We start from the raw sequence: 25,501 nt of genomic DNA, 5'->3' as shown, positions 1-25,501 counted from the left end.
TAATGTTCAAATCGATTTTGAATGACTACAACTCAAAACTAAAATCCATAACTTGATTTTCTAACATAACATCCTGAATTTCAACAGAATCATCTTCTAAAATTGTATTTAATATGTTAGAGAAATACCCCTTTAACACCTCTATCATTTCTTTATCATAAAGTTCTTTACAATAAATAAAATCAATATGCATCTGATGATTGCTTTCGCTTACTTCAATTTTAAATTCATAAGGAGAAGTTCTGGTGTTGTTATTAATTAGTATAGGGTTGAATTTTAATGTCTCTAGCTCCTCATCACCTTCAACTGTATCAGAAACAGCAAAATGCACATCTACTATTGGGTTTCTTACTACTCTTTCTTCTTTATCAACTATATCAACCATCTGATCAAATTGAAAATCTTGATTATCATAAGCTTCAAGTACAGATGTTTTTACTTCTTCTAAAAATTGCTTGTAAGACATGGTAGCGTTAACATCTATTCGTAATGGTAGAATGTTCACAAATGTCCCTACAAGATTTTTAAGAGATGTGTGGGTTCTTCCTAGTACGTCTGTACCAATTATAACATCACTTTTCCCAGAGATTTTTGATAATAGAATATAGTATACTGATAGCAAGAACATGAAATTAGATACTTTGGCTTGCTTTGTTTTCTCCTTTATTCCTTCGTATAAAGAGCCTGTAACATCTAATCTATCTACATCCACATAAAAAGTTCCAACTTCGTTTCGATCTTTACGTGTTAGCAATTCAAGTCGAGGTAATTTGCCTTTAAGTTTATTACTCCAATATCCTTCTTGTTTTTCAATTTTAAGGTTCGAATTTCGTTGCCAAGAAGCATAATCTACGTAACGAGTTGCAATAGGTTCCAGATTTTCTTCAAAATATAATGCCGTAAAATCCTTAATTAAAATATCTAATGAGATTCCGTCGCAAACAATATGATGAACATCTATAAATAAAAGATCCGAAGCTTGATTTCTTTTTAGCAAAGCACAACGAAATAATGAGGTCTCTGATAAATCAAAAGAACGGACAAAGCTTGAAAAAGCATCTTCTACATTAGTAAACAGATCTTCTTCTAACTGCTGAAGTTCAAAACCTACATCTTCATTTACTTTTTGTACCACACCATCTTCTAGTAGTACAAAACTTGTTCTCAGACATTCATGACGATCAATGAGTTTTTGAAATGTCGCTTCAAGTTTTTCTGCACTACTTTCATCACTAATCTCTAAAGCGGTAGAAATGTTCCATCCTAAATCTTCTACATCTAATGATTGCTGATAATACATTCTTTCCTGAGCGGGAGAAGTTGGATAATATTCCTTTTTTTCTACCGAAGGAATGACAATTTCTTTTTGAACTGTCGCCTTTTCAATTACCTGAGCAAGTTTCTGAACTGATGGATTATCAAAAACATCTTTTAAATTGAGCTTTACTGCATTTAATTTTCTAATTGCACTAATCAAAAGGATGACTCTTATAGAATTCCCTCCTAGTTCGAAGAAACTCTTATTTACACTAATGGATTCTTCATCCAATTTTAAAACTTTAGCAAATACTTCTATCAGATTTTTTTCTAGCGTAGTAGATGCAGGAATATAGTCGTTATGAATAGCTGTATCCGGCAATGCTTTTTTATCCAGTTTACCATTTTGTGTTAAAGGCATTTCTTCTAATTGTATAAAATTAGATGGAATCATGTATTCTGGTAAACTCTCTGCTAAATGAGCTTGTAATTTTGAAGAATCTAATTCTTTATTAGCTACATAATATGCAAATAATGTTTGCTCTCCCTGAATTTCTTTTGGTACAACATATACTTCGGTTATTTGATCATACAATTCGATTTGTGTTTCTATTTCTCCCAGCTCAATTCTAAATCCTCTAATTTTCACCTGGTCATCTATTCTTCCTTTATACATCAGGTTACCATCATCTAATTGTATTACAATATCACCTGTTCGGTACATTTTTTTACCTTTCGTAAAAGGATTTACTATGAACTTTTCGTTGGTTAAATCTGCGCTATTCCAATATCCTCTTGATATACCATCCCCGGATAAGTATAGTTCACCTTCAACCCCATTGGGCACTAGATTTAAATAATTATCTAATACATATACCTGCATGTTGTCAATTGGTTTTCCTATAGGTACCGAATTAGTATGCTCCTTAGCATCAAATTGATAAATCATACAACCTACCGTTGCTTCTGTAGGACCGTATTCATTATACTGGATTACTTGATCCGAAAACTGATCATTAATCGATTTTGCCAATGAAGTTTCAAAATTCTCTCCTCCCACAATTAGCTTTTTAGGAGTTGTATTTAATGAAGTGCAGGTGCTATTTTTAATTATTTTTAAATGAGAAGGTGTAAGTTTTATCACGTCTACTTCTTTGTCAAGAAAAACTTTCTCTACCAGTATTTCGTTTTCACTTTCAGGATATAAAACTATTTTATTACCGGTAATTAATGGAGTAAAAACAGATGTAATAGTTAAGTCAAAAGAAATGGAAGTAAATAGTGCAAATGTTGCTTTTTCATTATTCACATACGTTTTTGCGCTCCAATTAATATAATTAGTTAATGATTGATGTTCAATCATCACACCTTTAGGTTTCCCTGTAGATCCAGAAGTATAAATGATATACGCTAAATCAGTATTTTTTACAGAATGACCGAGGTATTGTTTTTCAAAGGAAGCTAGATCCTGTTGTACCTCATCAAGGTTAATCACATCAACATCCAACTCTTTTAACGGGTTTTTATCACAAGTTAAAATCGTTTTTAGATTTGCTCCTTCGATAATAGCATGTATTCTTTCTTTCGGAAGCTTCAAATCTATGGGAACAAACACCGCTCCTGCTTTTAATGTTCCCAGAATAGAAGGTATCAAGTGTTCATATCGATCAAGTAGTATTCCTACAGTATCACCTGTTTTGATATTTTTTTCATGGTGGAGGTATCCATAAATTTGATTCGATTTACTTTGCAGCTCCCTGTAAGTCAAACTTAGATCATTACATTGAAGAGCGATTTGATCAGGTGTATCCTGTACTTGGTTTTCAAAATGTTCTACAATCGTATTCTTTTTCTGATACGCTGTTTTTGTAGTATTCAACAATTTTAGAAGTTCTTTTTCTTCCTTATCCTCTAACAGTTTTATATCAGATAATTTGCAATCAGGGTTAGTAATGATCTGATTAATAATCTTTTTATAATACTTGATAAAGCGTTCTACAGTTTCACGTTTAAAGAGATCATATGAATATTCTAGTTTTAGCGTTAGATGATCTCCATTTTCTACAGCAGACAGTAGAAGATCGAACTTAGATACATTAAGAAACTTTTCATCAACACCATTAAAAACAGTTAATTCTAAATCAGGAATTTTAAGTTGTGTTTCTTCAGTACTTAATTGATACTCAAACATGGTATCAAATAATGGGTTTCTACCTTTTGTTCTGTCTATTTTAAGAGCTTCTACCAGTTCTTCATAAGGATAATCTTGATTATCAAAACAAGCGATCGCCCTTTGCTTTACCTCAGCAAGAAATTCTCTGAATGTATAATTCCCTTTCGGATAATTACGAATTGATAATGTATTTACAAACATCCCAATGACGCTATCAAAATCTGCATGTTGACGGCCTGCAACAGGCGATCCTACAGTAATATCTTCTTGATTGCTTAACTTGGATAATAGTATATTAAATACGGCCAATAAAACCATGTAATTTGTAGCTCGCTCCTTATCAGCAAGTTTAGCCAAACCATCAATTTCTTTTTCTTCTAACTTTATCCAAACTGATTCTCCTTTATTACTTGACTCCAGAGGTCGAACAAAATCTGTAGGCAAATCAGACGGTACAATATCACCAGAGAATTGTTCTAACCAAAACTCTTTTTGATTTGAGATACGCGCTTGTTGTTCTTCGGCATGTTGCCAATGTGCATAATCTTTGTATTGAAGATTTAATGGAGGTAAGTTTTCATTATTATATAATTTCATAAAATCTGAAATCAAAATCCCTTGAGAAATCCCATCAGTGATTATGTGATGCATATCAACCATTAAGATATGTTCTGATTCATTTATTTGAACAAGTCCAACCCTTACTAATGGTGCCTCATTCAAATCAAAAGGACTTATAAAATCATTAATTATAGTAGGGATTTCATCTAAATTCGCCTTAATTTGAGTGATCTCAAAATCATTGTGCTCTTCTATTTTTTGCATTGGCACTCCATTAATCAAGGAAAAAGAAGTGCGGAAACTTTCATGTCTTTCCAAAAGCTTCTCAAAAACCTTGGCAAAACGTGTTGTATCTAAATCACCTACTAACTTTACAATTTGAGGTAAATTATAGGCTAAAGATTCTTTGGCATATTCATGAAGGAAATAGAGTCTTTTTTGTACCGAGCTAAGTTGATAGTACTCATTTTTCTCAGCTTTAGGTATGTTAGTATACTCTTTTGAAGAACTCTCTAATTCGGCTTTTTTTGTACTAATACATTGGCTAACCAAACGTACTGTACCACAATCGAAAAATTCTTTAATAGACAATTCTACATTGAACGCTTTATGAATTCTTCTAAGCATCGTTAGCGCTTTTAGAGAATCACCGCCTATTTCAAAGAAATTATCTTCTATTTCTATAGATTTCCCGAAGAAATCCTCCCATAATTGTATTAGTCCTTCCTCAAGAGAATTTAATGACACATCACTGTCTTGTAGCCTTGTGTCTATAAGAGATGAGTTACTTTCTTCAAGATTTTCTTCAGAATTTCGTTTAACCCAATCGTTTAATCGCAGTTGTAAATCTGTTTTTGAAACTACAATTTGCTGAAGGTCCTTTAATGATAAAACATGTTCAATAGCTTCATATATTTCTGAAACATCGAGACTAGCACCATCTGATGGATTTTCTGAAAAATTCAAGCCATCAAAGTTGACACATAACCAGTTTTTTAAGCTTCCATTAGACAATTTTTCCTTTACAAAATAATCCATAAAACTATTTGCCGAAGCATAGGCAGCAAAGCCCAAACCTCCTAGAATAGATGATAATGAGGATACTACAAGACAAAAATCTAAACTTTTATCTTTGAAGACTTCTTCTAAAACTTTTATACCTATTGTTTTGGCAAAGAATTGGTCTTCAAAATCCTCTTTTTGCAAATGTTCGATCAGGTTAATTGAAGCTCCATGAATAACTCCTGCAGCATGTACAACCCCATTTATTAATCCAGTTTTTTCAATCTTCGCTACTAGCTTTTCAAAGTCATACTTCTCAATGATATCACAAGAATAATATTCTATTTCTCCATTAAATTTTTCAAGTTCCTGATATCTTTCAATTCGTGTTTTAAGATTTTCACTGGTTTCTTTGCTACTTACTATTTTTTTCCACTCGCTTCGGTCGGGTAATTCTGTACGACCAGTGAGTATTACTTTAGCATTAAATTTTTCAAGTAAGTATTTAGAAAGTATATACCCTAAATTACCAAGGCCACCTGTAATTAAATAAGTTCCTTGATTCTTAAATACACTTTCTGTCTTTATATTATCTACATTAATCGGCTCATACGTTTGCGACCATCGATGTGCATTTCTTAAAGCAACACTTTTTCCTGGCTCTTTATATAAGATTTCTTGATATATTCTTTCTGCATCTTTTCTTTTATCCTTTGAGTGTAATGAAACATCAATATGACCTGTACTGATTCCCGAATATTCTTGCGCTATTACTTTTAATAATCCAAGTTGCATTCCTTCTTCAGAATTTCCTTCTTCATTTCCAACAATCGTATGCAAATCATTTGTTAGAACAATAAGTTCTTTTTCTTCCAGATTGAAATAAGCATTTAAACTTTTGATGGTATTAAACAGAGTGTAGAAATTCGTTTCTTCAATTTTATACTCTAATGAGGGTTCATTCTTATCATCAGAAACAGGCCATGCATATACTATTCTATCTGGCTGTATTCCTTTTTCATGCAAATCAGAAAAAAGCTGTTCGATATTTTCTTTACTCTCAGGATTTACGTGGTATGTTCCTGAATCGTCTTTATAAAAATTTTCTCCTCTTTTTACACAAATTACAGATGCTGCATTTTTCTCGAATTCCTCCTGTAAAGATTTTCCAATACCTAATTCATCAATAAATAATAGATTAACCTTATTCTCGGATGGATCAGTATTGATGTTCAACACAGATGTTTTCTTCCAGGAAGGTTCATAATATCTTGAAAAATTATTTCCGTTAACCGACCCCGAGATTTCGGTCATCATTTTATAAGCATCTACATTGGTTGGATATGCCACTTTATCAAATGCGTATGTTGGCAAAGATACTTTAAGGCGTCTCTCATTTTGGTAAAAGGCATCCCAGTCTGGTTCTACTCCTTGTTCCCAAATGCTTCCTAAACTTGATAATAGATAACGTTGATCATTGGCTTCTTCTAAAGAATGCCTTACCAAATTTACAATTGCCTGATCTTTATTTCTTGACGGATTAGATCGTACTAATGAACTTAATACTCTACCCGGCCCAACTTCTACAAATAGAGTTTGGGGTTTTTTGGCTAAATTTTCTATACACTTTGAAAACCTTACTGTACCTCTTAAATGTCTTACCCAATACTCAGGGTTAGTAACCTGATCATCAGAAACCAATTCTCCCGTAAGGTTCGAATAAAAAGGTTTTTGAGGCGAGCTCAGCTCTATTTTACCCAGTATTGAGCGAAATTCTTCTAAAATTTCATCCATCATATGAGAGTGGAATGCATGAGATGTTCTCAATTCTTTACAAGAAAATTCTTTTCGCTCTAAGGTTGCCTTAATTTTTGCAATCTCCTCATGACTCCCAGAAAGTACACATAGGTCCGAACTATTTACCGCTGCTAAAGAAATTGCATTATTTCGTAAAAGATAGGGTTGTAATTCTTCTTCAGATATAGATACACTAAGCATTGTTCCTCTAGCCGCTTTTTGCATTAGTTCTCCTCTCTGTACTACTAAAAATAATGCATCTTCTAATGAAAATACGCCACTCAAACATGCTGCAACATACTCTCCAATACTATGCCCGACCATAACTTCGGGATGTATACCCCAAGAAATCAATAATTGTGCAAGAGCATACTCAATACTAAACAATAAAGGTTGTGCATTTTCTGTATTATTTATTTCGGTTTCATTTTCAGAAAATAAGATACTTTTTAGATCCTTATCTGTGAAACGTCCTAAAATCTCAAAGCTCTTATCCAAACTTTCTTTAAAAACTTCTTCACTATTATATAGATCAAGGCACATATTAACATATTGAGAACCTTGCCCTGAAAACATAAAAACTACATTAGGTTTTCTCTTTTTCGAAATAGATTTATTCGAATGCTCTATTTTTAGATTTGATAATGCATCAGCTACATTTTCTTTTCCTTTGCATACTATAGTCTTTCTGTATCCCAAAGACGCTCGTCCGGTCTGCAAAGTAGAAGCTATATCTGATAATTTTAATTCATTATCTTTTTTAATAAATTCTGAAAACCGTTGTATATTTCTTTCTAAAGCAGCAGTAGTTTTAGCAGAAAACGTTAGTAATTGATAATCTCTACTCGCTGAAGAAGGATCTATTTCTGGAGCTTCTTCAAGTATAACATGTGCATTTGTTCCTCCGATACCAAAAGAACTTACCCCTGCTCTTAAAGGATATTTATCATTTGTCCATTCTTTTAAAGTAGTATTAACATAAAATGGACTTTCTAAAAAGTTTATTTTAGGGTTCGGATTTTTAAAGTGCAGAGATGGCGGAATTACCTTATTTTTTAAAGACATTGCAGTTTTTATAAAACCTGCAACACCTGCAGCAATATCCAGGTGACCAATATTTGACTTTACAGATCCGATAGCACAATATTTTTCTTCACTTTTACCATAAGAATGTGTTAGTGCTTCAACCTCGATTGGATCTCCCAACTTAGTAGCTGTTCCATGCGCTTCGATATAACTAATACTTTCAGGTTCTATCTTCCCCATACTCATGGCTTTATGGATAGCCTGTGATTGCCCATCAATACTTGGCGCAGTATATGCTATTTTATTAGATCCATCATTATTGATTCCGCTACCTTTTATTACAGCATATATATGATCCCCATCTTTAATAGCATCTGATAATCTTTTTAATATGACTACTCCTACACCTTCTCCTCCAATTGTTCCATCTGCATCTGCATCAAATGTTCTGCAATGTCCATCAGATGAATCTATCATTCCTTCTTCATAGAAATACCCTTTCTTAGAATAGTTTTTAATGGTAACTCCTCCGGCAATAGCCATTTTGCACTCACGCAATAATAAGCTCATACATGCTCTTTGAATTGCCACCAATGATGTAGAACATGCTGTGTTAATATGTACCGAAGGTCCTTGTAAATTTAAAAGATACGATACTCTTGAGCACATAAAAGTGATGTCTCTTAAATGAAATGCATTAAAATTATTAACTGCATTATCTAAATTAGATAACAAAGAATATGTCAACCAATTTACATTAGATGAAGCTCCTGCAAAAAGTCCTATTTTATCAGTATTTGTGGTTATATCATAGCCTGCATCTTCTAACGCTTTCCAACAATTTTCATGAAATAGCCTTGCTTGAGGATCCATTAATTTTGCTTCAGAAGGAGTATATCCAAAGAACTCTGAATCAAAGTATTGTTTATCATCTAGATAAGCATTTGCCTTTACATAAGAAGGGTTATTAATATTTTCTTTTTTCTCTCCCTCTTTTAAAAGTTCTTCATCATTAAAAAAGTCTATTGATTCTACTCCGTTTTTGAGGTTCTCCCAAAACTGATCAATATCTGTTGCTCCTGGAAATTGCCCTGACATTCCTACAATGGCAATTTCTACACCGTTATATTTTTTCATATGAAATAAAGGTTATTCTTGTTCGATAAGATTAAACATACTTTCCATTTCCGAAACCTCGTCTTCAGCTGCTTTTTTATAATCTTCTTCACTAGGTTTCGAACTGTTTTTATATGCAATTAATGATGCGATTGATGGATACCGGAACATTTCTGGTATAGAAACCTCCCAATCAAGTTTTTCTTTCATTAAGGAGTTTAGTTTCAATATTTTCAATGAATTTCCACCTAATTCAAAGAAACTCTTTTCTACACTAATTCGATTTATGTGAATCTCCAGGACCTCTGACCAGATCTCTACCAAAGATTCTTCTTGGCTATTAGATGGAGCTACGAAATCATTTTCATGAACCAATAATGGATTGGGTAGTGCTTTCTTGTCAATTTTTCCATTTGGAGTAAGTGGCATTTCATCTAATTGTATAAAAAATGAAGGTTGCATATAACTAGGTAAGTAATCATACAAGTACGTTCTAATGTCATTAGAATCTAATACTTCTGATGCCATATAGAAAGCTGCCAGATATTTTTCTCCTTCTATATCATTACATACTACCACAGATTGCTGAATCAAATTATGAGTATTTAATTGTGATTCGATCTCTCCCAGTTCTATTCTATGTCCTCTTATTTTTACCTGAGCATCCTCTCTACCAATTAATTCTATAGTTCCATTGGCATTCCACTTCGCTATATCACCGGTATTATAGATGATATCGTCTTTCTTAAAAGGATTTTGTATAAATCTTTCTTTGGTTAACTTATCGTTTTTCCAATACCCTTTAGCAACTCCTTTACCACCAATGTAGAGTGTTCCTGGAACTCCAATAGGTACCATCTTCTTATTTTGATTTAGGATTAGGATCTGAGTATTAAGAATTGGAGTTCCTACAGTAACTTTTGTATCCTTTTCAGAAAACTTATGTATTGATGACCAAACGGTAGTCTCTGTAGGGCCATACATATTATAGATGTCTGAAGACATTTTTTCTTGTAATTGCTCTACAAGTATTTTAGGTACCGCTTCACCCCCAAGTAATAATGTCTGTAATGATTCTAAGAATTTTCCTGAACTTCCACCTTCTTGAGTCATTTTTATAAATGACGGTGTAGATTGCATCATTGTTATTGGTTGATGAGCTTTATTCCCTTTTAAGGCAAATAACTGTTTTAGCTCCTCTAAATGAGTTAAACTTTCTAAAACTTTATTATTATCTACCCCAAAGTCAATCAAACATGCTATTTCATCAACACCAATCTTCTTTAGTTTTAAAACCAACTCGCTACATTTGCTTTTTGTACCAATCAGTGAGCTATTTTGGTAATATCGTTTAAATGCATTCTTTAATAAAACCTTCATTTCATCACCATCAATATCATCAGCATTTAATCCAGACTGTTCCATCAGCAATTTATCAACCCCTATTGAAGTTTTTAAATATTCGGTAAATGGCTCCTCAACAATGCTTTCTACTTCTTCAATATCTTCGCCAATAAATGAATGCAACATCACGGCTATTTTTCCACCGTTTTCGTCATGACCATTTTCTACCCGAGCTTGTCTATATAGTTTAATTTTTTCTTCGAGATCTTCTATATTTTGCCCTAATAAATGGGTTAACAAATTAGCTCCGCTCGCTCCAGCACTTTTAAAAGTTTCTGCATTACCACTTGAGGTTATCCATAAAGGCATTTCTTTTTGAATCGGTCTCGGAAAAACTGTAATATCAACTTCTTTTCCTAAACCATTTTCTCTTTTAATAGATTCTCCTCTCCATAATTTTTTCATTACATCTACTTGTTCATGCAAAATTTTGTGCCTCTCTTTATATGAATCTTTAGCTAATGAGAAGTCATTAGGGTTCCATCCAGAAGCAAATGATAATGATACCCGACCGTTAGATAAGTTATCAACTACAGACCATTCTTCTACAATACGTATGGGATCATGTAACGGAGCCACGATACTACCACTTCTTAACTCAACCTGATCTGTAATCATGGCAAGTGCAGCACTTGTAATTGAAGGATTAGGATATAAACCACCAAATTCATGAAAATGTCGTTCGGGTGTCCATACTGCATTAAACCCTGCTTTATCAGCAAATTTTGCAGATTCTAATAGTAAGTTGTATTTATCTGCTTCTTTGTTGTTATAACTAGAAAAGAAAAACAAACTGAAATCCATAGATAAATCCTCTCCGGCCACATATCTATCAAGACCAGATAAAGAAACATTAGAAGGATGTATTACGATCTCTACTCCATTACATATCGTCCAAAAAAGTTCGAGAACAGAAATATCAAATGAGGTACTGGTTACTGCTAACATTGCATCTTTTTCTGTAGCTGGGATACGATCACTAATACCCGCTATAAAATTTACTACATTTTGATGTGTGATAACTACTCCTTTTGGTTTACCTGTCGATCCAGATGTATATATTAAATAGCAGGTATCATCAGGACGTATATGATTAGAAGGGTTCGTTTTCTTCTCATTTACAGTTTGACTTAGATAAACAACTTTTTTATCTATTGTAACTTCGCTCTCTATTTCTTCATCGATCAACAATACTTTAGCGCCACTATCTTGTAACACATACGATATTCGTTCTTTGGGATAAGCCGGATCAATTGGTAAATAAGCAGCTCCCGCTTTTAATATACCTAACAGACCTATTACTAAACTTTCAGAGCGATCCATCATAAAACCTACAACATCATTCTTTTCAATTTGACAAGAATTCTTAAGATAATGAGCTAACTGATTTGATTTTTCATCGATATCTTGGTATGTTAATGTTTGCCCTTCATAAACAACCGCTATCTTGTTAGGTGTTTTTAATGCTTGCTTCTCAAATAAAGACACTACAGTTTCCTGTTCAGAAAAATCTTTTGTTGTCGTATTAAATTCTACTAAAAGTGTTTGTTTTTCTTTTTCTGGAAGTGTTTCTATATCATTAATCGCGATAACCGGATTAGAAGTTACTTCGGATATAATTTCATTGAAATATGAAATAAATCTTTGTATTGTTTCTTCTTTGAATAATTGAGTTGAATACTCAAATTGTAATTGAAGTTCATCTGTAGCTTCATAAACTTGCAAACTCAAGTCAAGTTTAGATACATTATGCTCTGGCTCATATGGTGTAACTTCTAAATTAGAAATTTCTAATGGCTCATTGTCAAAATTCTGATAAGCAAACATGACATCAAACAATGGATTATGATTGATATCCCTACCAAGTTCTAATGCATCAATTAATTCTTCATATGGATATTCCTGATGATTAAATGCATCTAATACTTTAGATTTTACATTTGACAAAAATGTCGTAAAACTAAGATCTCCTTTTGGGAAATTTCTTAATGCCAGCATATTAATAAAAACTCCAACAACAGATTCTATATCTGCATGCTGTCTTCCGGCAACAGGGCTTCCTATAGTTATATCCTCTTCATTAGTTAATTTACTGAGCAGAATATTAAATATCGAAAGTAATACTACATAAAGTGTGGTTTGTTCTTGCTTAGCCAGTCCTTTTAATGCATTCGTTTGTTTGGTATTTAAACTGAAATATGCTACTCTACCTTCATTAGTATTAACAGCGGGTCTGGTATAATCCGATGGTAAATTTAAGCTAGATTGTTTATTTTTAAATTCATCCAACCAATATTCTTTTTGCCTTTGTAATACGAGTTGTTGGGATTTTTCCATTTGCCACTCTACATAGTCTTTATATTGTACAGAAAGCTTAGGTAATTTTTGCTTATCATAAATAGCCATAAATTCCTTAATTAGTATGCTTTCTGAAACACCATCAGTAATAATGTGATGCATATCCACAATAAGCATGTGCTCTTCCTTTGAAATTTTAACTAATCCAACTCTAAGCAAAGAAGGTTCTTGCAAATTAAATGGTCTAATAAATTCTTTAATCGTAGTATTGAGCTTATTTTCTTCGCATTCGTAATATTCTAACTCAAAACTTACCTTGTCATGAACTTTTTGCACGGGATTAGCGCCTTCCATAAGGAATGATGTTCTTAAAATTTCATGCCGTTTTACGAGTTTTTGAAATGCATTCTTAATCCCACTCTTATTCGGCTTACCTTTAATTTTGACTATTTTAGGAATATTATAGGTAACAGCCTCAGGATTAAATTCATGTAAAAAATAAAGTCGTTTTTGTGCAGACGACAATGGGTAAAACTCTTTTTCGGAGGCTTTTTTTACCGGACTGTAGGCCGTTTCTTTGTTTAAACTATCAATGTATTTGGCCAAACTCTGAATTTCGAGGTTATCAAACGCCTCATTCATAGGTACTTTAACATTAAGCTCTTTCTGAATCTTATTTAACATGAGCATCACCTTAATCGAATGACCTCCTAGCTCTAAGAAATTTTGAGTGATCCCAATTTCATCTTCAGCTAATCCTAATAGCTCAGACCAAATTTTTTGTAATACCTTTTCGGTTGTACTTGCTGGTGCTATATATTCTTTCTTTGAAATAATCTCTGGATGAGGCAATGCAGATTTATCAAGTTTACCATTAACCGTCAAAGGGATTTGCTCCATTTTCACAAAATAAGATGGTAGCATATAATCCGGTAATCTTTCTTGCAAGAATCGTTTTAAGTTGATTGATTCTATTTCTTCTTTAGCCGTATAATAAGCAACAACATATTTTTGGTCGTCATTATCCTTAGTTGCTACTGCACAATCATCAAGTTCTGTATATTTTGATAATTGATTTTCTATTTCTCCCAGCTCGATACGATATGCGTTAATTTTTACCTGATCATCTTTTCGCCCAGAAAAAACAATAGTACCATCCGGCATTCTTTTTGCAAAATCCCCTGTTCTGTACATCGTTGTACCAGGCACAAAAGGGTTTTCGAAAAAACGTTCTTTTGTTAATGTATCATTGAACAAATATCCCTTAGCTACGCCTTCTCCTGAGATGTATAATTCTCCCAGCATTCCATTAGCTACCGGATTTAAAAAATCATCTAGTATATAAATCTGGGTATTATTAATAGGAGTACCTATAGAAACAGAAAGACCATTATCTTCGTGGTTGTACTTATAAATCATACATCCAACAGTAGCCTCTGTAGGGCCATATTCATTGTATATTTCTATATTACCATTAAACAATTCATAGATAGCTGCAGCTAAATTCATTGAAAGTTCTTCTCCTCCGACAATGAGTCTTTTTATTTTGGTTCCCTTTGCTATCTGATTTTTTAATACAATACTTTCTTTTATAATTTTTAAATGAGACGGAGTTAATTTTATAGTATCACAGAGGTTATCTTCTATAATTTTTTCTATTAGAACTGTAGTTTCGTCCTCTTTATATACAACTATAGTATTTCCTGTAATTAACGGCGCAAAAATAGATGTAATCGTTAGGTCAAAAGAAATAGACGAGTACAAAGGCATAGTTGTTTTTTCTCCCTGGAAATAATGGTTTGATGCCCAAAATGCATAATTAATTAAAGCTTTATCCTCTATCATTACTCCTTTAGGATTTCCTGTAGATCCCGAAGTATAAATTATGTATGCCAGATCGGTATTCTTTCTTTCTTTATTCTTCTTAGGTTTTTGGGCCTTTATCTTCTTTTGTTCTTTGTTTAAATTCAAAACAGACAAGTCCTTTTCTATAGAAAGTTCATTCTCTCCCCTAACAACAAGGGTATTAATTTTAGAATCAGTAATAATTCTTTTGACTCTTTCTTCTGGATAGCTTACATCTATAGGCACATACGTGGCTCCAGCTTTTAAAACTCCTAATACTGCAGGAATTAGATAGTGTTCTCTTTCTAACATTATCCCAATCAAATCACCTGGCTTGGTATCATATTGATTCGCTAAATACGTGGCAAATTTATTAGCCTCATCATTTAGTTCCCCGAAGGTCATACTTTGGTTTGCCGTTTGCAGTGCTACATGATCGGGTGTTTTTCTAGCTTGCTCTTCGAACAAAGCTGTTATGGTCGACTCGCTCGGGAAATCAGCATTTGTCTTATTAAACTCATACAGATACTGATTTTTCTCTACTTCTGATAGCAAGTTAATATCAAAGAGATTGATCCCTTTGAGATTCAATTTAGACTGTTCCAATGTTTTCTTTATTAAATGTTAATAATTGATTTTTGAGCTTAAAGTGAGTTAAACAACTTCAACTTCGCTAGGCAATAAGACTTGAAGAATCACATGATTCAAATGTGCTAATATGTTTTGTACTGTAGTTTTATCGTACACATTAGCATTATATTCGATTTTAATTTCAATTTCATCATTGGGTACAACTACCAAAGACAGATCGTAATTTGATTGCACAAACATTTCGACATTTTTTACTAAAAAGTCTGTTTTATCCGTGCTCGTTCCTTGATCTTCTAAAACCGGATAATTTTCTACAATAACTATATGATCAAATAGTTCTCTTCCCAGAGTACTATAGGTTTGAATTTCTGACAGAGGGTGGTATTGATGTTGTTCTTTTTCCAGTGCATTTTCTTGCAATTGTTTCAATACGTCTCCCAAATCTTCTCCATCATTATACTTAATCCTTACAGGAATAGTATTGATGAACAATCCTATCATACTTTCTATTCCTTCGATCTCGGTAGGTCTTCCTGAAACAACAGCTCCAAATACTACTTCATCAACATTATTGTATTTGGCTAATAACATTCCCCAGGCACATTGAATAATTGTATTAATGGTTACGCCATATTCTACAGTTAGTTGTTGTAAAAGGCTTGTTTCGCTTTTTTCAATTTTCAAATGTTCAATGGCTAAATCATAATCTTCATCTTTACCAGAACTTAGATTGGTTTTTGGCATTGACACTGGTTGATGATAACCTTCTAAGTAATTTTTCCAATAGCTCTTCGAGATTTGTCTATCCCTGTTTTCCAGCCATTCTATGTAGTTATAATATGAATTAACAAAAGGCAACTCTACTTTTAATCCTTTTTTTCTACTCGAGTACATTTCTCTAAACTCAGATAAAATAGTAGCTGTACACCAACCATCCATTAATATATGGTGATAGTTCCAGATAAGCGTATATTTTTCTTCATCCGTACGCAATACTGTTAACCTCATGAGCAGATCTTTACTAAGATTGAAGTTGTTATGACTTTGATTTTCTTTACACCTATCAACCTCTTTTATAATACTATCTGCTGATACTTCACTTAACAGATCTCTATATTGTACATTTGATTTTCTTTCTTTTAGAACTATTTGTATTGGTCTTTCATAGCCTTCATGAAGAAAAACAGTACGTAAGACTTCATGTCTGGCTATTAATTCATCCATGCTTTCTTTAACAGCTTCAATATCTAATTCTCCATGAATTTCGAACGTCATTTGTCCGAGATAACTTTCTGAATCTGGGTTCATCAAATAATGAAACAACATCCCTTCTTGCATTGGGGATAAAGGATAAATATTTTGAATGTCATAACTTTCTGAAATAGTATCTAATTGATCAAAAGAAAGTTCTTTATACCCAAAATCTGATGGCGAAAATTCTTTCTTACTATAGTTACAGCAGTAAGTAATAAGTTTCTCCAGATTATCTTTCAGAGAAGACATTATCGCTGAGATAGTACCCTGACTGTATTGTTTATCACTATACATCAAGCTCATATTTAGTTTCCCTTCAGTAATAATACCTGCTAGATCCCAATCATAATCTCGTTGTTTTTCGGCAGATACCTCATCTCCTTTGTCTTCTTTTCCAATAGAGAAAGAACTATTAGCGATATCAGCATCAAATTGCCCAAGATAGTTGAAGCTTATCTGTGTCTTATTCTCGGTTTCAATACTATTTTCTGTGAAGTATTTATAAATCAAATAATCGATTCCTTTATTTGGAACTTTTCGTAGTTTTTCTTTTACTTCTTTTACTACTGTACTTAAGTTGTTCTGGTTTGTTTTTTCTATTTGTAGTAAAACCGGATAAAAACTTGTAAACCAACCAACCGTACGGCTTATATTTTCATTTTGCCCTAAACTTTCTCTTCCATGGCTTTCTAAATCAACGAGAAGATCGTTGGTATCAAAAAATTCACTATACGTCCACAAAAATGCTGTTAATAAAATATCATTTATCTGAGTTCCAAACGGGAAATGAACTTCGGATAACAGTTTTGAAGTCACTTCTTCGTCTAACTGAAATTGTTCAATAGCTTTATACTTAAATAAGTTACCTCCCTTTGGATAATCTCTTTTTAATATAGAATGTGGTTTTTGTAATTCTTGGTTCCAATAGGTTTTTGCTGATTTTATGGTATCACTTTTAGAATACTCGAGTAGCTTATTAGTCCAACTTTTAAAAGAATCTGTTTTTAAAGGTAATTTAAGAGCTTCCTTATTTTTTATCTGTTGATACAATGTTTCAATATCTTCGAATAAAATGCGCCAAGAAACTCCGTCGACTGCTAAATGATGTATTACAATCAACAAGCGACTTCCTTTATCCATTTGAAATAATCCTAAATGCATTAAAGGGCCGGTCTGTATGTTAATACCTGATTGTATTTTTTTACTTTCAGATAACAATACCGCCGAAGCATCTTTGGCGCCTCTTAAATCAAAAACATGTAACGAAACCGGAGATTCATCAGTGTCTAAATAACAAGATGTTGGTTCTTCGGTATTTTCTTTATAAACTGTTCTTAAAACATCGTGGTGTTCTTGAATCTTGGTAAAAATTAATTCAACCTCGTTTTCAGTTATACCATCACAAAAATCAAGCAATACAGATTGGTTGAAATGATTTCTTTCTGTATCATTATTTTCAAAAAACCATTGTTGAATCGGACTTAATATTGCATCACCAGTAACAGGTGATTGATCTGATTGCTGCTGTGTTTTTTTCAGTTTTGTTGCTAAGTTTTTAATGTCTTTACTGGTAAGAATTTCTTTTACCGATACTTCATATCCCAAAGACCTAAGTCTGGAACTTATTTGTATAGATTTAATGGAATCTCCTCCTACCAAAAAGAAATTATCGGTGATTCCTATGTTTTCTGTTCCCAGTACTTTGCTCCATACTTTGGTTAATATTTCCTCTTCTTGGTTTGTAGGTGCTACATATTCAGAAATATTTTCTGCAGGTTCGGGCATTAATTTTCTATCCAGTTTACCATTAAGAGTGTATGGAAATTTTTCCATTCTCATAAAATATGAAGGCACCATGTAGTCTGGTATTCTTTCTGACAGAAAGCTTCTTAATTGATTTACGTTTAAATCAACATCTGAAATATAATAAGCAACAAGATACTTTTGCCCCTCTTTTTCTTTTATAATTACTTCGGACTGCTTTATATCATTATGGGTTGTAATGTGATTACTAATCTCCCCCGGTTCTACTCTAAAACCTCTAATTTTTATTTGATCATCCTTTCTTCCTGTAAGTTCAATAGTACCATCTGGAAGCCACTTTGCTACATCTCCGGTTTTGTACATTTTTTCGTACGTACCGAAAGGATTATTTACAAACTTCTCGTCTGTTAACTCCTTATTATTGATATACCCTTTGGCTATTCCTTCTCCGGCGATATGTACTTCACCCTCTACTCCTAGTGGTAACAAATTAGATTGATTATCTAATATATATATCGCAGTATTGGATATTGGTTTACCTATGTTTGAGGTGGTATGAACATCTAGTGTTAAATTATGGGTAGAACCTATCGTGGTTTCTGTTGGACCATATTGGTTCTCAAGACTTATCGCTGGTAAGATCTTTTTACTTTTATTAATTAAATTGACACTTGATTTTTCACCTGCCAAAACAACAAAACGAATTTGATTAGGGTGTCCTTGAGCCTCTATTTCATCTAATACCTCGTTATACAATCCCGGAAGCATGGCAAAATTGGTTACCTTCTTAGTATTAATCAAGCCTGTGATATATTGTGTATTTAATTTTAATTCACGGGGCACCGTAATCATTGCACCTCCAGAAAGTAGTGCTTGATAAAAATTAGAACCAAAGCCATCAAAATGGTATGATATTAATTGTAATGTTACATCTTGAGTAGATAAATTATGATAATCTATTCCCCAAAGTGCATAATTTACAATCCCTCTATGTCTAATTTCGACACCTTTTGGTTTCCCTGTAGTACCTGATGTATAAATTACATATAACAAATCATCTAGATCAATATTTTTTGCTTCTACAGGTGGTCTATCTACTTCATGAACTTCACCAATTACAATAATTTTGTCTTCTTCAATTATAGAAGATTCTGCTTTTTGATCTTCGTAGATTTCTTCTTGCATTAGCAAAAGACTGGCATCACAATTGGATAAGATATATTGCTTTCTGTCGTCTGGATCCTCTGCAGATAAAGGAACATAAGCGTAACCTGATTTTATAACTCCCAATAGACATACTATCATCTCTATAGAATGATTGAACAGCAATCCTATTTTGTGATTGTTTCCTGAAATTTTCTCATGAATTCTTTGGGCTATTGCATTTGCCTTTCTATCTAACTCTAAATAAGTTAGTTCTTGTTCATGATGAATTAAGGCTATATTATTTGGATTACTTTTTACTTGTTCTGCAAACAATTCGGCCACATTCTTCTCTATATTAGCTACCGTAGTAGTATTAAACTCCACGAGTACTTTTTCTTTTTCTTCCTGAGACATAATATCAATATCAGAAAGTAATACCTGGTGATTATCAATAATGACAGATACAATATTTTTAAAGTAAGAGACAAATCGTTGAATAGTTTCTTTTTTAAATAGCTCTGTAGAAAAAATGAGTCTAAGGAATAATTGATCTGCATCATCAACAGCTAAAAGTGTCATATCAAACCTCGAAGAAGTATGATTAAACTGCTCTGGTTTAAAAACCAAACCTTCAGTTTCATTTTTGGCCTCTTCATAGTTTTGGTATACAAACATTACATCAAAAAGAGGATTTCTACTACTGTCTCGGGCTATTTTTAGTTCGTTAACCAACTCCTCAAAAGGATATGACTGGTTTTTAAAACATGCTAATGTTTTGTCTTTTACTTCTGACAAAAATTCCTCAAAAGATTTTTCTCCTTCTGGATAGCTACGTAAACAAACGGTATTAACAAACATACCTATCAAGTTTTCGAGATCTGCATGTTGTCGACCAGCAACAGGAGTTGCGACGATGACCTCTTCTTGACATGTTAACTTACTAAGCAATACATTAAGAATAGCCACTAGAACTGTATATACAGTTGTCCCATCTGCGCTAGCAATATCTTTTAGTTTTTTAGTCTCTTCTTGTCCTATTTCAAAACGAATAAAATCTCCTTCATTATTTCTCTCTAATGGTCTAACAAAATCGGTAGGCAGCTCTAAAGGCTCCAAGTCTCCTGAAAACTCATTTAACCAAAAAGATTTCTCCTCGTTTATACGTGTCTTTTCTTCTTCACTATTTTGCCACTCGGCATAATCTTTATATTGTAGTTTTAATGGTAATAAACTCCCTTTATTATACAGCGTATTAAACTCTTCTCTTATTACAAACCTAGAGACACCATCCATAACGATATGATGAGAATCCATAATTAATAAATGCTCTGTTGGACTCTTTTCTACCAACCCAACTCGTAATAAGGGTGATTTCTTATCTGTCAAATCAAATGGGCGAATAAATGATTTTACGACTTCATCCAATTGATCTTCACGATACTCTAAAAATTCAAGCTTAAAGTCATATTCTTCAGATACTTCTTGCTCTAATTCATCACCCATAAAGGCAAAAGAGGTTCTTAAACTTTCATGTCTTTGAATGATTTGTCTAAATGCATCTTCAATTTTCTTTTTGTTTATCTCACCTAGTACCCATAGCACTTCGATTTCATTATATAGTGTACTCTCTATATCTAATGCCTGTAACAAAAACATTCTTTTTTGTTCTGAAGACGTTGCATAGTATTCTTTAGGTGAGGTATTAGGAATTGTAATGATCTGATTATCATTTCCAATTTCAGATAATTTACTTATTATTTCATTGATTGTTGGATATTGATAAATGTCATTAATCGCAAGGTTTGACCCAATCTTTTGATTTATCCGAGCTGCTAAACTCATTGCTTTTAAAGAATCTCCGCCTACCTCAAAAAAGTCCTCGGCAAGGCCTATTTGCTTACCAAAGAAATTAGAATATATCTCTTTTAAAGTTTTTTCTAAATCATCAACTTCGTTTACAATAGTATAATCTACTTCTCCAGAGGTCTCGGTTATATTGTTTTTAAATTCTTTTAATCGCAACCTTTGAGAGGCCATTACTTTTTTGAGATCACCTGGAAATATATTGAATGTAGATTCTTTATTTTCAAGACATCTGAAGAATAATTCAACTCCTTTCTGCGGAGTTATAGCATGGTCAATTCTCGAATTGATTTCGGCTATATCTTCAATATGATCTTGCTCTCTAACTGCATTTACTGTTAGTCCTACATCATACCAATCACACCAATTAATTGTAAATGCATGAACTCCCCATTGTTTTTTTGCGTATTGTGCATAGCTTTCAAGAAATTCATTCCCTGCATTATACCCAACTTGACCAAATTTTACTTGATAAATAATGTTCCCGATGGAAGAAAATAAAGCTAAAAAATCCAGGTTCTGAAACTTTAAATATTTCTCGAATAATACGATCCCATGAATTTTTGATGCGCTATATTTTATGAAATCTTCTTTTGATCTATTTAAAATAATTCCTCCATAGTCTACTTCTCCAGCAGCCCAAACTAAACCATTAATTTGTACTTGGTTCTTTACTAATTTTTCTGAAAAATCTTTTACGTTAGACTCATTGGCTACATCTAACTGATGTAATTCAACGATAGAACCTAAGTTTTCTATCTTCTGAATTTGAATAATCTTTTTACTGATTTCATCATCGTTACCTTGCGTTTTTAGCCACTTGTTCCAATTTTCTTTTTTCGGAAAATCATTGCGATGTACTAAAATGAAGTTCCCTTGAATTTCAGAACTCATTTGAGCAACTATTGACAATCCCATACCTCCTGTACCGCCTACAATTAGATAAGTTCCATCTGCAGTTAAGCTTACATTTGACACCGTTTTTTCATTGGTAGAAAATGGTTCTATATCCTTAAACCAACGTTCTTTATATCTGTATGCTACACAAACATCTTCTGTCTCAAAAAACATTTCATTGATAACTTTTTCTGCATAGTCTGTCTGTTCATCTTCAGAAGTAAACGGATATGGAATATCTATAACCTTACACTGAAGTGAGTTGATTTCTGAAGGAATAATTTTTGCAGGAGAAAGTATTGTAGCTTTTAGAGGATCTATATCATCATCTGTCACAACTTTAACCAAGTGATTGCCTAAAATCGTTATTTTTACTTCTTCATTGCTCTGGTAATTAGCAATAGTTTTGGTGATATAAGATAATCCTAGATAGTTTTTATCTAGTCCTTTCTCAACTGCATTATAATCCAGAAGCGTATATTTTTCAGAAAGGGGCAAGCTATAAATAATTTCATCTGCTTTAAATTTGATTTTTTCTAGTGCACTCCATAATTGTGTGATATGATCTAATACGGATATATTAACCTCAAATAATCCATCATTAACCTTCTTAAATTGCTTACCGTGTTTTACCTGAATTATATTTTGACGTTTTGTTATTAGCTTTTGGCTTAAAATAGTACTAAACTCTTCTGTTCCGGTAAATAGTAAGAAATTAGATTTTTTATTCTCCAGCTCTAGTGCCTCATTGGGAAGAATTGAACGTTTCCAATTATATAGATTAATGAGTTCAGTTTGATGTGTTCCTGCTTCATTTGTATCCGTAAGCAATTGCTTGCTTAGTAATTTGTTTAAGTCAAAATCAGTAGTGTATTCTTTTCTATCAAAAGCATACGTAGGTAATGATATTTTATATCTTTCTTCTTTACCGTAAAATTGTTTCCAATTAATTTCTACTCCTCTTTCCCATAGTTGCCCTAATTTTTCGAGAAGATACTTTTGATCATTAATTTCCTGTTTTACGTGTCTTACTGTGTTGATAGTGTGATGACTATTCGTTTTGTTCTTATTTTCGTTAACATAATTACTCAATGCTCTACCGGGCCCTACTTCTATAAAGCAAGCATCCCCATGGGTTAATAAAGTGTCAATTCCTTCTTTAAAGTACACCGTGTTTCTAAGATGTTGAGTCCAGTAGGAAGGTTCTTGAACTTCTTGAGAAGAAACAAATTCTCCTGAAAGATTTGATATGAACGGAATTTTTGGTGACTTGATATTTACCTTCTTCAGTTCTTTATCAAAATCAGCTAATACAGAATCCATCATTCTAGAATGAAATGCATGTGACGTATGTAATTTTTTAGAAGAAATTCCTTTGTTTTCTAAGGCCTTCTGGAAGTCATCGATATCTTCAATAGTTCCCGAAACAACAACCGCATTCTCGCTATTTACTACCGCTAAATCAATTGTATCATATGTTTCTAGTAGAGTATCAACCTGATCTTTGCTCGCATTAATATTGAGCATAGTTCCTTTACTGGCTTTACTCATTAGCAATCCTCTTTTTATCACTAATCGGATAGCATCTTTTAATTCAAAAACACCACTTAAACATGCCGCAGCATATTCACCTATGCTATGCCCAATCATATAATCTGGAGTTATTCCCCAATTCATCAACAGTTTAGCTAATGCGTACTCTGTAAAGAACAAAAGAGGTTGAGCATATTCTGTTTGATTGATCTTTTTAGAAGGTTTATCTGCATCTGAAAACAATATTGAACGTAAATCGATGCTGGTATATTCTTGCGCATGTTCTAAACATGTATCAATCTCTTCTCTAAATATATTTTCGGTAGTATAAAGCTCCTTGCACATGTTAACATACTGTGTACCTTGTCCAGGAAACATGAAGACAATATGTTGTAATTCTTCCTGATTATTCGAAGAAGCTGGTGCTAATGATGATATATTTTCTAATTGTTCAAGAGTGTTGTTTATATTTTCGCAAATAATTGTTTTTCTGTATTTAAAACGATCTCTACCTGCCTGTAAAGTATATGCTGCATCAGCAAGATTTATCTTTTGATTTTTACTAAGAAATTTTTTAAGTTTTTCTACATTTCCTTGAAACCCTGAAATGGTTTTACCAGACAGTGTTAATAACTGATAATCTCTACTATTTTCAGAAAGTCCTTTTGAAGGAGCTTCTTGAAGTACTAAATGAGCATTTGTGCCTCCAATACCAAAGGAACTAACCCCTGCTCTTAAAACATCAGATGTTGTTCCCCATTGTTTTAATGCATTGTTAACATAGAAAGGGCCATTAGAGAAACTTATTCCTGGGTTTTGTTTAGTGTAATGTAGACTAGGAGGTAGTTCTCTGTTCTTTAAAGCAAGAACTGTTTTTATGAACCCCGCTACACCAGCCGCCGAATCTAAATGACCAATATTAGACTTTACCGAGCCTATTGCACATTCATCTTTATTACCTTTACCAAATGCTGTATTTAAAGCTTCAACTTCTATAGGGTCGCCCAATGCTGTTGCTGTTCCATGAGTTTCAACATAGCTTATACTATTAACATCAACTTTAGCCATTGCATGGGCCCTTTTTATAACCTCGGTTTGCCCTTGAACGCTAGGAGCTGTATATCCAACCTTACCACTTCCATCATTATTTATGGCAGTTCCTTTAATAATAGCCTGAATATTATCTTTATCCCTAATGGCATCTTTAAGTCTTTTTAATACAACAACTCCAGCTCCTTCTCCTCCTACAGTACCACTGGATTGAGCATCAAAAGGTCTACATTTACCATCTTTAGAGTGTATCATTCCTTCTTGATACAGATATCCTTTTTTAGAATAGTTTTTAACATTTACACCCCCTGCCAGTACAACATTGCATTCTCCTAATAGCAAACTATTGCAAGCCTCATGTATGGCAACTAATGACGAGGAACATGCAGTTTGGATAAAAACAGCAGGGCCTTTGAGATTTAATTTATATGACATTCTTGAACTTAAGAAAGTAGCATCCCTTAAATGCGAAGCCGTAAAACCATCAACAAATCCACCTTCAGGAGGATTCTGGGTAGTATGTAATATCCACGGGATATTTGGGTATCCTGCAGAAAAAACGCCTACTTTTAGAGTACGATCTTGCAGGTCGCACCCACTATCTTCAAGGGCTTCCCAGCAACATTCATGATATAGCCTTACTTGAGGATCCATCAATTCGGCTTCATGTGGAGTATATCCGAAAAATTCTGAATCAAAGTATTTTTTATTTTTCAGATATGCATTGGCTTTAACATAGGAAGGGTTTTTTAACAGTGATTCTTCTTCTCCTTCTTCTGCAACTTCTTCTGCTGTAAAATCACTTATACAATCTTTACCATTCTTTAAATTCTCCCAAAACTGTTCGATATTATCAGCTTCAGGAAACTTACCTGCCATGCCGATTACGGCTATTTCTAATCCTGTATATTTTTCCATAACTAC

General features: G+C 33.1%; 3 protein-coding genes. All 3 read right to left on the bottom strand.

Annotation, left to right across the window (positions count from 1 at the left end; all coding sequences use genetic code 11):
* Positions 1 to 25: 25 nt before the first annotated feature.
* Genes ABW637_RS21660 through ABW637_RS21650 form a run of 3 tightly spaced genes read right to left on the bottom strand, consistent with a single transcriptional unit; the run spans position 26 to position 25,495 of the window.
* Positions 26 to 8,953 carry a hybrid non-ribosomal peptide synthetase/type I polyketide synthase gene (locus ABW637_RS21660; protein WP_367586828.1) on the bottom strand — a complete coding sequence of 2,976 codons (8,928 nt, stop codon included), beginning with the start codon at positions 8,951 to 8,953 and terminating at the stop codon, positions 26 to 28.
* 12 nt (positions 8,954 to 8,965) lie between these two features.
* Positions 8,966 to 15,085: a non-ribosomal peptide synthetase gene (locus ABW637_RS21655; RefSeq protein WP_367586827.1), complete on the bottom strand. Its 6,120-nt coding sequence runs from the start codon at positions 15,083 to 15,085 to the stop codon at positions 8,966 to 8,968.
* A gap of 48 nt (positions 15,086 to 15,133) precedes the next feature.
* A complete protein-coding gene (locus ABW637_RS21650) occupies positions 15,134 to 25,495 on the bottom strand; it encodes a non-ribosomal peptide synthetase/type I polyketide synthase (RefSeq protein ID WP_367586826.1) in 10,362 nt (3,453 codons plus the stop codon).
* Positions 25,496 to 25,501 lie beyond the last annotated feature (6 nt).

Origin of the sequence: Aquimarina penaris (assembly GCF_040786285.1) — a bacterium.
Lineage (GTDB): Bacteria > Bacteroidota > Bacteroidia > Flavobacteriales > Flavobacteriaceae > Aquimarina.
This window is presented reverse-complemented; position numbering and strand designations above follow the sequence as displayed.